The sequence below is a fragment of the Paraburkholderia sp. EG286A genome (assembly GCF_040965375.1).
In the GTDB taxonomy this organism is placed as follows: domain Bacteria; phylum Pseudomonadota; class Gammaproteobacteria; order Burkholderiales; family Burkholderiaceae; genus Paraburkholderia.
In genome coordinates this window covers 213,226-226,544 of the sequence record NZ_JBFRCB010000004.1, presented here as the reverse complement: position 1 = coordinate 226,544, position 13,319 = coordinate 213,226, and the positions used below count along the sequence as shown (strand labels likewise).

12 protein-coding genes are annotated in these 13,319 nt (G+C 66.9%); 8 read left to right on the top strand and 4 right to left on the bottom strand.

Features of this window, described 5'->3' with window-relative positions:
- Window positions 1-5: 5 nt before the first annotated feature.
- A complete protein-coding gene (locus AB4Y35_RS19925; protein ID WP_368705595.1) occupies window positions 6-1,481 on the bottom strand; it encodes a mannitol dehydrogenase family protein in 1,476 nt (491 codons plus the stop codon).
- 135 nt (window positions 1,482-1,616) lie between these two features.
- Here AB4Y35_RS19925 and AB4Y35_RS19920 point away from each other — a divergent pair, with 135 nt between their 5' ends.
- The 4 genes from AB4Y35_RS19920 to AB4Y35_RS19905 are packed head-to-tail and all read left to right on the top strand — an operon-like array spanning window position 1,617 to window position 5,174.
- The gene (locus AB4Y35_RS19920) at window positions 1,617-2,348 is read left to right on the top strand and encodes a GntR family transcriptional regulator (protein WP_368705594.1); all 732 of its coding nucleotides are present in this window, start codon (window positions 1,617-1,619) and stop codon (window positions 2,346-2,348) included.
- Window positions 2,349-2,367: 19 nt separating this feature from the next.
- A complete protein-coding gene (manD, locus tag AB4Y35_RS19915; RefSeq protein WP_133180697.1) occupies window positions 2,368-3,576 on the top strand; it encodes a D-mannonate dehydratase ManD in 1,209 nt (402 codons plus the stop codon).
- 35 nt (window positions 3,577-3,611) lie between these two features.
- Entirely contained in the window at window positions 3,612-4,640 is a 1,029-nt protein-coding gene (locus AB4Y35_RS19910) for a Zn-dependent oxidoreductase (RefSeq protein WP_368706115.1), read from the top strand.
- 36 nt (window positions 4,641-4,676) lie between these two features.
- A complete protein-coding gene (locus AB4Y35_RS19905; protein ID WP_368705593.1) occupies window positions 4,677-5,174 on the top strand; it encodes a DUF523 domain-containing protein in 498 nt (165 codons plus the stop codon).
- A 34-nt stretch (window positions 5,175-5,208) separates the two neighbouring features.
- Here AB4Y35_RS19905 and AB4Y35_RS19900 read toward each other — a convergent pair whose 3' ends face one another.
- On the bottom strand, window positions 5,209-6,087 hold the full coding sequence (locus tag AB4Y35_RS19900; RefSeq protein WP_368687386.1) for a LysR family transcriptional regulator: 879 nt from the start codon (window positions 6,085-6,087) through the stop codon (window positions 5,209-5,211).
- Window positions 6,088-6,184: 97 nt separating this feature from the next.
- Between AB4Y35_RS19900 and bla the strand changes: the two genes are divergently transcribed.
- Both bla and AB4Y35_RS19890 read left to right on the top strand, forming a co-directional pair.
- Complete coding sequence (gene bla, locus AB4Y35_RS19895; RefSeq protein WP_368705592.1) at window positions 6,185-7,090, top strand: class A beta-lactamase; 906 nt, start codon at window positions 6,185-6,187, stop codon at window positions 7,088-7,090.
- 150 nt (window positions 7,091-7,240) lie between these two features.
- Window positions 7,241-8,974: a methyl-accepting chemotaxis protein gene (locus AB4Y35_RS19890; RefSeq protein ID WP_368705591.1), complete on the top strand. Its 1,734-nt coding sequence runs from the start codon at window positions 7,241-7,243 to the stop codon at window positions 8,972-8,974.
- A 93-nt stretch (window positions 8,975-9,067) separates the two neighbouring features.
- Here the strand turns inward: AB4Y35_RS19890 and AB4Y35_RS19885 are convergent, their stop codons facing one another.
- A complete protein-coding gene (locus AB4Y35_RS19885) occupies window positions 9,068-10,489 on the bottom strand; it encodes an aldehyde dehydrogenase family protein (RefSeq protein WP_368705590.1) in 1,422 nt (473 codons plus the stop codon).
- 101 nt (window positions 10,490-10,590) lie between these two features.
- Here AB4Y35_RS19885 and AB4Y35_RS19880 point away from each other — a divergent pair, with 101 nt between their 5' ends.
- The gene (locus tag AB4Y35_RS19880; protein WP_368705589.1) at window positions 10,591-11,541 is read left to right on the top strand and encodes a LysR family transcriptional regulator; all 951 of its coding nucleotides are present in this window, start codon (window positions 10,591-10,593) and stop codon (window positions 11,539-11,541) included.
- Between the two features lie 108 nt (window positions 11,542-11,649).
- Complete coding sequence (locus AB4Y35_RS19875; protein WP_368705588.1) at window positions 11,650-12,402, top strand: SDR family oxidoreductase; 753 nt, start codon at window positions 11,650-11,652, stop codon at window positions 12,400-12,402.
- On the opposite strand, the gene AB4Y35_RS19870 is transcribed toward AB4Y35_RS19875, so the two are convergent.
- On the bottom strand, window positions 12,356-13,297 hold the full coding sequence (locus AB4Y35_RS19870) for a LysR family transcriptional regulator (RefSeq protein WP_368705587.1): 942 nt from the start codon (window positions 13,295-13,297) through the stop codon (window positions 12,356-12,358). The genes AB4Y35_RS19875 and AB4Y35_RS19870 overlap by 47 nt on opposite strands.
- Window positions 13,298-13,319: the final 22 nt, after the last annotated feature.

Sequence of the window (13,319 nt, the reverse complement as noted above, 5' to 3'; positions counted from 1 at the left end):
CGGCGTCAGGCCGGCGCGGGGCAGGTCAGCAGCGCGTTCGTGCCGTGCCGGCGCAGCGCTCGCAGATGTCCGGCGAGCCGCTCGGCGAACGCCTGCGGCCACGGCGTTGCGCCAAATACGCTCGTGTGCGAGAGGGCGGCCTGCACGGTGTCGAGCGTCGTGCTCGCGCCGCGCAGCTTCGCGGCGAGCGCGGGGGCGCCAGGATCGCTCACCACGAGCGACGCGCCCGTGTCGCTGCGTTCGGTCGCGAGGTAGTGCAGCCAGGCGGCGAGCGCGCGTTCGAGATGGGGACGCTCGATACCGCGCGCCAGGCTCTCGCGCAGCGCGGGTAGCCAGCGCACCGGCACTTTCTGCGTGCCGTCCGTCGCGATCTGGCTGGTACGGTGCGCAAGCGTCGGGTTGGCAAAGCGCGCCAGCAGGTCCTGGCAGTACGCATGAACGTCGAAGCCGGGCGGGACCGTCACGGTGGCGAGCAGGTCCTCGGTCATCAGCGCGCGCACGAAGGCGGCCATGGCGGGATCGTCCATCGCATCGGACACGGTTTCGCGCCCGCGCAACTGGCCCACGTACGCAAGCGCCGAATGCGAGCCGTTCAGGAGACGCAGTTTCATGGCCTCGTATGGATGCACATCGCGTGTGAGCAGCGCGCCCGCGTCTTCCCACGCGGGGCGCGGGCCGCTGAAGCGGTCTTCGATGACCCACTGGGTGAACGGTTCGCACACGATCGCGGCTTCATCGCGCAGGCCGAGTTGCGCGGCAGCCGCGTCGAGCGAAGCGGGCGTGGCGGCCGGTACGATGCGATCGACCATCGTGTTGGGAAACGCGATTGTTTCGCCGATGCGGCGCGCGAGCGCCGGGTCGAACTGCTCCGCATACTGGATCAGCAGTTTGCGCAGCGTGTCGCCGTTGGCCTGCATGTTGTCGCAGCAGACCACGGTGAGCGGCGCGCCGGCGGAGCGGCTGCGGATGCCCGCGGCGAGCACGCCGAGCGTGGTGCGCGGCGCATCGGGTGTCATGAGGTCGTGGCGGATGCCCGGGTCGCCGGCGTCCAGCTCGGCGCCGGCGGGCGCGAGGCTGTAGCCCTTCTCGGTCACGGTCAGGCTCACGATGGCGACGCCGGGGTCGGCAATCGTGCCGAGCACCCGGTCCATCGCCTCGGGCGCGTAAAGCGCGCCGCGCAGCGCGCCGACCACGCGGCACGCCGCCGTCTCGCCGCTGCGCTCGGTCACCGAATAGAGGTGGTCCTGGGCGGCCAGCACCTGCGGCACGCGCCGCTCGCGCAGGCTCACGCCGACGATGCCCCAGCGCGTGTCGCCGCGCTCGAGCAGCGTTTCCGTATAGAGCGCCTGGTGCGCGCGATGAAACGCACCGAGCCCGAGATGGACGATGCCGGGGCGCACGCGCTGGCGGTCGTACCCTGGCTGGCGCACGGTCGCCGCGATTTTGGTTAGTGAGCGCTCACACAGAGGAGGTGTTGTCATTGCCATGTACCATGGTACGGATGCGAATGACCGAAGCTTAGTCCGATGTTTTATCTCGTTTTATCGGGGTTAACGCTATGGTGTGACTGTATGGTGCATTTGCTACCATGGTACAAACAGTCATCCGTTACCGACATGAGCCAGACCGTCATCGAACCGCAAGAGGACACCGTCCTCGCCGCACTGAGCGGTTTCGTCGCCAATCCCGACGCTTCTTATCGCCCCCAGGTGCACGCCTTTCTGCGCGACGCCATCGTGCGCGGCACGCTGCCGCCGCGCGCAAGCCTTTCCGAAGCCGCGATTGCCGAAGCGCTGCAGGTCAGCCGCACGCCGGTGCGCGAAGCGCTTGCGCAGCTCGCCGACGAGCATCTCGTCAACATCTACCGCAAGGTCGGCACGATCGTCGCGCCGATCTCCGTGTCGCAGCTCGAAGAGGGACGCTTCGCGCGCAGCACGCTCGAATGCGCGAACCACGTGCAGCTGGCCCAGACCATCACGCCCGACCAGCTCGCGGAGTTCGGCCGGATCGTCGACGAACAGCGCGACGCCGTCGCGCGCGGCGACGTGGACCGCTTCTTCGATCTCGACGAGCTGATGCATCGCCGCCTGTTCGAATTCGCGGGCCGCGCGCATGTGTGGGAAATGCTGCAGCCGATGAAGCGCCAGTTCGACCGCGTGCGCTGGCTGCTGCTCGACCGCGTGGCGGACCACGCGCAGCGCGCGCTGCGCGAGCACGAGCTGATCCTCGCGCATATCGCCTCGCGCAACTTCGCGCAGCTGGGCGCGACGGTGGCGAGCCATATCGACCGCGTGGGCTCGCATCTGCCGGAAGTGCAGGCGCGCGTGCCCGACTATTTCGTCGAATGAAAGAGAGTGGAGACAGCAATTGAAGATTGAACGGCTGCAGACGATCGTCACCTGCCCCGGCCGCAATTTCGTGACGGTGAAGATCGTGACCGACGAAGGCGTGTACGGTCTCGGCGACGCGACGCTCAACGGCCGCGAACTGGCCGTGCGCGCGTACCTCGAAGATCACGTGTTTCCGTGCCTCGTGGGCCGCGATCCCCGCAATATCGAGGACATCTGGCAATACCTTTATCGCGGCGCGTACTGGCGGCGCGGCCCGGTCACGATGACGGCGATCGCCGCGATCGACATGGCGCTCTGGGATATCAAGGGCAAGCTCGCGAACATGCCCGTTTATCAGCTGCTGGGCGGCAAGAGCCGCGAAGGGCTGATGGTCTACGGACACGCAAACGGGCGCGACCACGAGGAAGCCATCGACGCGGTGCGCCAGCACGTGGAGGAGGGCTACCAGGCGATTCGCGTGCAGTCGGGCGTGCCCGGTCTCGACAAGGTGTATGGCGTGGGCAAGGTCAAGGGCGAATACGAACCCGCCCAGAAGGGGCTGCCGCCCGAGGAGCCGTGGGACACGGCGCTCTATCTGCGCCATACGCCCGAACTCTTTCGCAAGGTGCGCGAGGCCGTGGGCTTCGGCCCGCATCTGCTGCACGACGCGCACCACCGCCTCACGCCGATCGAGGCCGCGCGCCTGGGCCGCGACCTCGAGCCGTATCGCCTCTTCTGGCTGGAAGACGCGACACCGGCCGAGAACCAGGAGAGTTTCCGCCTGATCCGCAGCCACACCAGCACGCCGCTCGCCGTGGGCGAGGTGTTCAACTCGATCTGGGACTGCAAGGACCTGATACGCGAGCAGCTCATCGACTATATCCGCGCGACCATCGTGCACGCGGGCGGCATCACGCATATGCGCCGCATTGCCGATTACGCGGCCATGTACCAGGTGCGTACGGGCTTTCACGGCGCCACCGATCTTTCGCCGGTCTGCATGGCCGCCGCCGTGAACTTCGGCCTGTGGGCACCGAACTTCGGCATTCAGGAACTGATGCCGCACAACGCGCTCACGAATGCCGTGTTCCCGCATCAGTATCGCTTCGAGAACGGCTTCCTCGTGATGGACGACGCGCCGGGGCTCGGCGTGGACATCGACGAGACGCTGGCCGCGAAGTATCCCTATGAACGCGCCTATCTGCCGGTCGCCCGCCTGCGCGACGGGTCGATGTGGAACTGGTAGGCATACCTGATCAAATATTCATGGAAGCGTCCACTATGTTGAGCGTCGTAGTCGATCGACCGAACAGCCTCGCCGTGCGCGAGGTGCCCACGCCTACGCCCGCCGCGGGAGAAGTGCGCGTGCGGGTGCGTTATGCGGGCATCTGCGGCTCGGACCTGCACATCTATCGCGGGCACAATCCGTTCGTCTCGTATCCGCGCATCATCGGCCACGAGTTCGTGGGCCGCATCGAGTCCGTGGGCGAGGGTGTCGACGCCGCGCGCGTGGGCGAACTCGTGGCCGTCGATCCCGTCATCAGCTGCGGGCGTTGCCACGCATGCCAGATCGGGCGGCAGAACGTGTGCCGCAATCTCGTCGTGCTGGGCGTGCATCGAGACGGCGGTTTCAGCGAGTACGTGTGCGCGCCGGCGCGCAACGCGTACCGCATTCCCGAGCGTATTGCGCAATCTTGCGCGGCGATCGTGGAGCCGTTCGCCGTGGCGGCGAACGTCACGGCGCGCACCGGCGTGCTGGACAGCGACGTGGCGCTGATCTACGGCGCGGGCACCGTGGGGCTCACGATCCTGCAGGTGCTCAAGCGCGTGTACGGCGTGCGTACGTTCATTACGGATCAGCTCGACGAGCGGCTCGAACTCGCACGCAGCTGCGGGGCGCAAGCCGACGAAACGATCAACACGCGCAACGAGCCGCTGGCCGACGCGCTGCGCGCGCGCGGCGTGGAAGACGGCCCCACGCTGATTTTCGACGCGGTGGGCCATCCGTCCATCCTCGAAGAAGCGGTGAGGCTCGCGGCGCCCGCGGGACGTGTCGGGCTGCTCGGCTTTTCGTCGACACCTTCGGCCATCGCGCAGCAGGAGCTGACGAAAAAGGAGCTTACGTTGTGCGCCTCGCGTCTGAACTGCGCGATGTTCCCGACCGTGATCGACTGGCTGGAGCGCGGGCTCGTCACACCGGAATCGATCATCACGCACAAGGTGGATTTTCGCGAGGTGAGCAGCGCGTTCGAGCTGGCGGAGCACAATCCGCGCGAAACCTGCAAGGTGTTGCTCGACTTCGGCGCGTAAAATACGGGGCATTCGTGCAATGGAACCTCGTCGCGCATGCTCCCCCGAATACTCGTTAGCGCTTGCCTGCTTGGCCGTCCGGTTCGATACGACGGCTCGGCGAAAACCGTTGCGCATGCACTGATCGAGCAGTGGCAGCGCGAAGGGCGGCTCGTGCCCGTTTGCCCGGAAGTCTCGGGCGGGTTCGGCGTGCCGAGGCCGCCTGCGGAGATTGCAAACGCCGCTTCGGGCGCCGCGGTGCTGGCAGGCATCGCACACGTGATCGATGCGCGCGGCGAGGACGTCTCCGCGTTTTTCGTCGAAGGCGCACGCGTCGCGCTCGAACTGGCGCTAGCGCACGACTGCCGCTTTGCGTTGCTGACCGATGGCAGCCCTTCGTGCGGCAGCCGTGCGATTTACGATGGCAGTTTCGCGGGCCACAAACACGCGGGCGCGGGAGTGACGACTGCGTTGCTGCGCGAGCACGGCATCGAGGTTTTTGCCGAATCGGCAATCGAAGCGCTTCATGCGCGGCTCATGCAGGCAAGCGCGTAGCACGTAGCACGATTACCGCGACGGTAAACGCGCATCACGCTTCCTCGCCGCTGCCGGCTTCCTTCACGATCCATTGTTTGAACGCGCGCATGGCGGGCGTCGCCATCTTCCCCTTTTGCGACGTGAGCCAGTAGCTTCCCGCCTGCACCTCGATATCGAAGGGCCGCACGAGCCTGCCCGCCGCGAGATCTCTCTCGAACATCGAAACCGGGGCGAGCGCGATGCCCGCGCCCTGCATTGCCGCTTCCACCATGAGCCGCGACGAATCGAATACGGGTCCGCGCACGGGACGTGGCGCGAGCCCGGCGGCTTCGAACCAGAGCGTCCAGTCGTCGGCGCGATACGAGCGCAGCAGTTTTTCGTTGGCAAGATCGGCAGGGCTCTGCAGACGCTGCGCGATATCGGGCGTGCAAAGCGCGGCGAGCGGCGCGTCGAACAGCTTCGCAGCGCGCGAACCCGGCCAGGTGCCGTCGCCGAACCGGATGGCGAAGTCGAGGCCTTCGCCCGCGAGATCGACGAGATTGTTGTTCGTCATGATGCGCAGTTCGACGAACGGATGCGCGTCGTGGAACGACTTCAGGCGCGGCATCAACCAGCCCACTGCGAAGGTCCCCACGGCTCCCACAGTCAGCACCTCGTGAAAGTGGCCGCCTTCGAATTGCCGCAACACGGCTTCGATACGGTCGAACGCATCCGTGAGCACGGGGCGCAGTGCGAGACCTTCGTCGGTGATCGCGAGGCCGCGCGGCAGACGCTTGAAGAGGGTTGCACCAAGCCGCTCCTCGAGCGTTCGGACCTGCTGGCTCACGGCCGCCTGAGTGACGTTCAGCTCGCTCGCCGCGCGTGTGAAGCTCAGGTGCCGCGCCGACGTTTCGAAGGCGCGCAGGGCATTGAGGGGCAGATACGTTCGCATGAGTGAGCCATAAGTTTTTCTGGGGCAACGCGCAATTTATCATCGTTTGTCAGCCCGTGGAGAACACGCGATAGTGGCGGCACTTGAAGGAGAGGCCATGATCACGCGACGTAGATTCACGATGACGGTGTTGGGCAGTGCGATAGCTGGCGTTGCATCTCAGGCATTCGGTGCGACGGCGGGACAGGCGCCGGAAGCGGGCGCGGTGCCCGCCGGCGCAGTGGAAAAGCAGCTCGCCGCCATTGAGGCGCAGGCAGGCGGGCGGCTCGGCGTGGCGATGCTCGATACGGCGAACGGACACGTGCGCGGGTGGCGCATGCACGAGCGCTTTCCGATGTGCAGCACGTTCAAGGTGTTGCTCGCATCGGCCGTGTTGACGCGCAAGGATCACGGTAAGGAAGACCTCGCGCGCAAGATCGTGTATTCGCCTGCGCAAGTCGTGTCGTATTCGCCCGTGAGCGGACCGCGCGCGGGCAGTGAGGGCATGACGGTCGCCGAGCTGTGCGAAGCCGCGCTCACGCGCAGCGACAACACGGCGGCCAACCTGCTGCTGGAGAGCATCGGCGGCCCTGCGGCGATAACCGCTTTTGCGCGCAGCCTTGGCGACCCGGTCACGCGCCTCGACCGCAACGAGACCACGCTCAACGAAGCGATCCCCGGCGATCCGCGCGATACGACCATGCCTGCCGCCATGGTCGCGAACCTGCGTGAATTGCTGCTGGGTGAGCGTCTTTCTGCGGCATCGCGCGAGCAGCTCGTTGCATGGCTCGTCGCCAACAAGACCGGCGACGCGCGTTTGCGCGCCGGCTTGCCGAAGGACTGGCGCGTGGGCGACAAGACCGGTACCGGCGACCGGGGCACGGCGAACGATGTGGCCATCGTCTGGCCCACCGGACGCGCGCCGATCCTCGTCACGACCTATCTCACGGGCGCGACGCACGCGAGTTCGGCGCAGCGCGATGCGGCGATCGCACAGGTCGGAGTATGGGTGGCGAGTCTTTGACGCAATTGATACGGCATCCTAATCGTATGAAAAGAGACCGAACGTTCGCTCGACGCGCGCGTTCCTTACGCGTTGTTATATTTGCAACAGTGACTTAATTTTTTGGCGTCGATGTCGTCAATAGGGATGACCTCTCACTACGGCGTCCCCATGTCATTCCTTACCAGAATCAAGATCGGCCCGCGTCTCGGCGCGGGCTTTGCCATTGTGTTGCTCCTGCTCGGCGCAGTGGGCGGGATCGGGCTGCTGCAGGCGTCGCGCATTTTCGACGGCACGCAGGAAATCGGCACGAACTGGCTGCCTAGCGTCGAAACGCTCGGCAACATGCGCAATCAAGCTCAGGATGTGCGCCGCACGTCGCTGCGCATGCTGATCGCCAGCGACGCCAGCGAGAAGGCCTCGCTGCACGACCGTCATGCCCAGATGATCAGCCAGTTCGGCACCATGCTGGACGGCTATTCGAAGCTGGTCTCTTCGGCCGAGGAGCGCCGCTTGTTCGAGTCGATCGGCACGGCCTGGTCGCACTATGTGGACGACGACAAGAAAGTCGAAGCGCTCGCCAATTCGGCTGACGGAGGCTCGGCCGAAGCGCGTGCCGCGGTTTCGACCACGTCCGCGCAATCGTTTCAATCGGTCATGGAACTCATCAACCAGGACGTGACCCTCAATCACAACGGTTCGACCGCCGAAGTCGCCGCGGCGAAGGCGGCGTACCACAGCGCGTTCGCCTGGACCATCGCGCTGATCGTGATCGCGATCGGGTTCGGTGCGACGATTGCGCTCTTCATCACGCGTTCGATCACGGGCCCGATCGCGCGTGCCGTGGACGTGGCCGAAACGGTGGCGCGCGGCGACCTGACCGCACGCATCGACGTGGACGGCACCGACGAGTCGGCTCAGTTGCTCGGCGCGCTGCGCCACATGAACGAGCGGCTCGTCGACCTCGTGGGCCGCGTGCGCACGGGCAGCGAAGGCATTGCGACGGCTTCCGCGCAGATCGCGGCGGGCAACACCGACCTGAGCCAGCGCACCGAAGAGCAGGCCGCTTCGCTCGAAGAAACGGCGGCGAGCATGGAAGAGCTCACGGCGACCGTCAAGCAGAACGCCGACAACGCGACCCAGGGCAACACGCTGGCGGGCCAGGCTTCGCAAACGGCCACGCGCGGCGGCGAAGTGGTGGGCCGTGTGGTCGATACGATGCGCGACATCGCAAACAGCTCCGAGCAGGTCGCGCAGATCATCTCGGTGATCGAGGGCATTGCCTTCCAGACCAACATCCTGGCGCTCAACGCGGCCGTGGAAGCGGCGCGTGCGGGCGAACAGGGCCGCGGCTTCGCGGTGGTGGCCGGCGAAGTGCGTACGCTCGCGCAGCGCAGCGCGACGGCGGCGCGTGAAATCAAGGAACTGATCGGCGTATCGGTCGAGCGCGTCAACAACGGCACGGCGCTCGTGGACGACGCGGGCCGCACGATGGGCGAGATCGTGCAATCGGTCAAGCGCGTGGCCGACCTGATGAACGAGATTTCGGCGGCTTCGGGCGAGCAGCGCACCGGCATCGAGCAGGTCAACCAGGCCGTCACGCAGATGGACGAAGTCACGCAGCAGAACGCGGCGCTCGTCGAGGAAGCGTCGGCAGCGGCGCAGTCGATGTCCTCGCAGGCAGCGGCATTGCGCGAGCTGGTCTCGGTGTTCAACATCGGCTCGGCGGGCCGTGCGGCAACGACGAGCATCGCGCCGGTGGCGAAGGTAGCTGCTAGCGCAACGGTCAAGCGTCCTGCGGCTTCGAGGCCCGCGCCGGTGCGCGCTCCCGCTGCGCCCGCGCCGAAGGCGGAACGCCGTGAACCGGCAGCCGCCGCGTCCGATGACGACTGGCAGACCTTCTGATGGTCTTCTGATGTAGCGCGCTAAAGCGCAGTTAAAACGCCCCGGTTAGCAGCACAACCGGGGCGTTTGTTTTTTGACGCGGCTAAACGCGCATCAAAGCACGCCAAGCGTGGACTTCGGTTCCAGAAACGCTTCGATTCCGAACGCACCATACTCGCGCCCGATCCCCGATTGCTTGAAGCCGCCAAACGGCGCAGCCGGCTCATGGGCGAGCGTGTTGACGAGCACGCGGCCCGCTTCGATCTGCGCGGCCACGCGGCGCGCACGCGCGACATCGGGCGAGAGCACGTAGGCTTGCAGGCCATAGGGCGTATCGTTGGCGATCTCGATGGCGTGTTCGGTGTCGCAATACGCGATGATCGAAAGCACCGGTCCGAAAATCTCCTCGCGCGCGATGGTCATGTCGTTCGTCACGCCGCTGAACACGGTGGGGCGCACGAACCAGCCCGACTCGATGCCCTCGGGCCGCCCTGCGCCGCCCGCAATCAGGCGTGCGCCTTCGTCGATGCCGATGCCGATATAGCGCTGCACGCGTTCCCATTGCTTCTGGCTCACCATCGGGCCGACGCTCGTGCGCGTGTCGCGGGGATCGCCCGCCTGAAACTGCGCCACCGCTTCCACGACGCGCGCTTCGAATTCGACGAGCCGCGACTGCGGCACCAGAATGCGCGTACCCGCAATGCACGCCTGTCCGCTGTTCATGAAGCCAGCCTGCAGCGCGAGCGGCACGGCTTCGTCGAAATTCGCGTCGTCGAGCACGATGACCGGCGACTTGCCGCCCAGTTCGAGCGTCACGCGCTTGAGCGTTTCCGCCGCCGTGCGCAGGATCGACTTGCCCACCGCGGTCGAGCCCGTGAACGAGATCTTGGCGACGTCGGGATGCCCGGCGATGCGCGCGCCCACGGTGTCGCCGCGGCCCGTGACGATGTTGAAGAGGCCCGCGGGCAAGCCCGCCGAATGCAGCGCTTCGGTCACGATGCGCGTCTGCAGCGCGCTCATTTCGCTCGGCTTGATGACGGCCGTGCAGCCCGCCGCGAGCGCGGCCGCGAGCTTGCCGCAGATGAAGCCCGCGTTGCTGTTCCAGGGCGTGATCAGCCCCGCCACGCCGAGCGGCTGCATGGTGACCTCGGCTGTGCCTGCGCGCCGCGTGAACGCGTAGCCTTCCAGCGTCTGCGCGGCGTCGCGCAGCACGTTGGAGGCGTGCTGGGCCATCCAGCGGCCGCGCGAGACCGGCGCGCCGTACTCTTGCACGATCGCTTCGAAAAGCGCGTCCTCGCTCGCAACGACGGCCTCGTGCAGCGCCATCAGCATCTCGATGCGCTGCGCTTTCGGGGTGCGCGAAAACGCCGGGAACGCGCGCTTCGCGGCGGCGATGGCCGCGTCCGCGTCCGCCGCGTCGGCGAGGCGCACGCGGCCGATCACGGCCTCGGTCGCGGGGTTGAAGAGGTCGAAGTATTCCTCGCCGTGTGGCGTGACGAATGCGCCGTCGAGATAGATTTTGTCGATGATCTGCATGGCTGCTCCAGAAAACGTGAGTCGATGAAGGCAAGATAGACGCCTCGCATTGCGTTGACTAGCCGTACAATGGCGCATGACCTGTTGAGCGATTTGGGACAATGAAAACATCGGGCCTGGTGGAACTCGAAGCCGTGCTGGCCGTGGCGCGCCATCGCAGCTTTCGTGCGGCAGCGGACGAACTGAGCGTGTCGACTTCGGCGCTCAGCCACGCGGTGGCGGCGCTGGAAGCACGCATCGGCGTGCGCCTCTTCAACCGCACCACGCGCAGCGTGGCGTTGACGGAGGCGGGCGCGCAGTTCGTGGGCAGCGTCGCGCCGGCGTTGTCCACGATCCGCGAGGCGCTCGACCAGGCGGGCAGCTTTCGCGACACGCCGTCCGGCACGCTGCGCATCAATGCTTCGGTGGGCGCGGCGAAGCAGGTCATGCCCGTTTTCATCGCCTATCTGCAGCACTATCCCGAGATGAAGCTCGATCTCGTCACGGAAGGGCGGCTCATCGACATCGTGGTCGAAGGCTACGACGCCGGCATTCGTCTGGCCGAAACGGTGCCGCAGGACATGATCGCCGTGCCTTTCGGCGACCGTCAGCGTTTCTCGGTGGTTGGTAGTCCGGACTACTTTGCGAAGCACAAGCCGCCGCGCACACCTGCCGATCTGAAGGCGCACCGCTGCATACGCAGCCGCATGCCGAGCGGGCAAATCTACCAGTGGGAGTTCGAGCGGCGCGGCCAGGCCGTGCGCGTGGAGGTGGAGGGCACGTTGACGCTCGACGAGCCCGGTCTCATGCTCGCGGCCGCGCGCGACGGACTCGGCCTTGCGTATCTGACCGAATGGAACGTGAACGCGGACCTGGCGGCGGGCACGCTCGTACGTGTGCTGGAGGACTGGACGCCGCCGCTCGACGGGCTCTGCCTCTATTACCCAGGGCGGCGGCACGCGCCGGCGGGATTGCGCGCGCTGATCGAGACGATTCGCGAGTATGCCGACGCCGTGCGCAAGCGTGCGTCTTCTCCCGCGAAAAAGAGACGGCGCGGGGCTGCCAAGGGATGATCGCGGCGTGCGCGATCATCGCCGGTTCCGATCGCGACTATCGTGGATTCCCGTTTCCGTTGCGTGCGGTCCGAACGCAATACTGACCTCTCCACAATGGAGAGACGCATGGAAACGGACATCACGCATCGAACCGCGCGCACGAACGAGCGCGTTCTGATTGTCGGCGGCAGCTCTGGCATGGGCTTCGCGCTCGCGAAGAGCCTGCTGGAAGACGGCGCACAGGTCATCATCGCCGGGCGTTCGCACACAAGGCTCGCCGAGGCGAAGCAACGCCTGCCGCATGCACACAACGTGCGCACGTTCGCCGTCGATATCGCAAGGGAGCAGCAGGTGGCCGAGCTGTTCGCGTTCACGGGGCCGCTCGATCACATCGTGACGACCGCCGCCGATATCGAAGGCGCGTATCAGCTCTTGCCGTCACTCGAACTCGAAGCCGCACGGCGCGTGGTCGACTCGAAGTTCATCGGCCCGTTGCTCCTCGCCAGGCACGGCGCGCCCGTGCTCGCGCCCAACGGCTCGATCACGTTCACGTCGGGTATCGCCGCCTATCGGCCCGCGCCGCGCGGCTCGGTCGTCGCGGCCATCAACGGCGCGCTCGCCTCGCTCGCCCGTGCACTGGCCGTCGAGCTAGGGCCGCAACGCGTGAACGTGGTCTCGCCGGGCTGGGTGGATACGCCGATCTGGACGTTCGTCGCCGGCGACGCGAAGCAGGACACGCTCGACGCGATGGCCGCGCGCTTGCCCGTCGGCCGCGTGGGGCAGCCCGAGGACATCGCTCACGCCATCCGCTTTCTCATGGAGAACGGCTTCGTTACGGGGACAGTGCTGCATGTCGAAGGCGGTCACCGGCTGTCGTGACGATGCCGGGGGTCTGGCGCGAGGCCGCGAGGAACTCGCGCAGCACCGCGGGCTGGCTACGCCGTGCGCGCCAGCTCATCACGACAGGCACGCTCGCCGCCTCGCCCGCCCACGCGAGCACCGTGAGCGGCTCGCGAGCGTCCGCAGCGACGAGCGCGGGCACGATCGCGCAGCCCAGCCCGCTTTCCACGAGGCGCACGATCGCCGCGAGGCTGCCGAACTCGCCGGCGAGACGTGGCCGTTGCGGCGCACCTTGCGGGCGAACGGCAAACGCGGCCTCGAACATCTGGCGGTAGACGCAGCCTGGTTCCGTGACGAGGAACGCTTCGTCCGCGAGATCGGTGGGCGTGACGGCCGCGCGCCCCGCGAGCCGATGCCGGGGCGGCGCAATCACGACGAGCGGCTCGCGCCCGATCACTTCGCTTTCGACACCAGGCACGGGCACCGGCTCGCCGAACGCGAAGCAGACATCGAGCGTGCCGCCCTTCACGCCGCTGCGCAGCGCTTCGCTGCCCGCCACCTTCAACTGCAGTTCCGTGGCCGGATGCGCTTGCCGGAACGCCGCGAGCAACGGCGGCAAGCGTGAGACGCTGAGTGTTTCAAGCGCGCCGACGCTCAACGCGCCCGCCGTCACGCCGGCGGCTTCCGTAACCGAGGCGCGCGCCTCCTCGGCGAGGCTGAGCAGATCGCCCGCGTAGTCGTGCAGGCGCTTGCCCGCTTCGGTCAACGAGAGCTTGCGCCGCGAGCGGTCGAGCAACGCCACGCCAAGGTCCGCTTCGAGCGCCTGAATCTGCTCGGTGACGCTCGACTGCGCGAGGTGAACCTGCTCGGCGGCCCGCGTGAAGTTCAAGGTCCGCGCCACGGCGAGGAAGGTCTTGAGATGGCGGAGTTCCATGGTCTGCTCTCGAGGGCTGGCC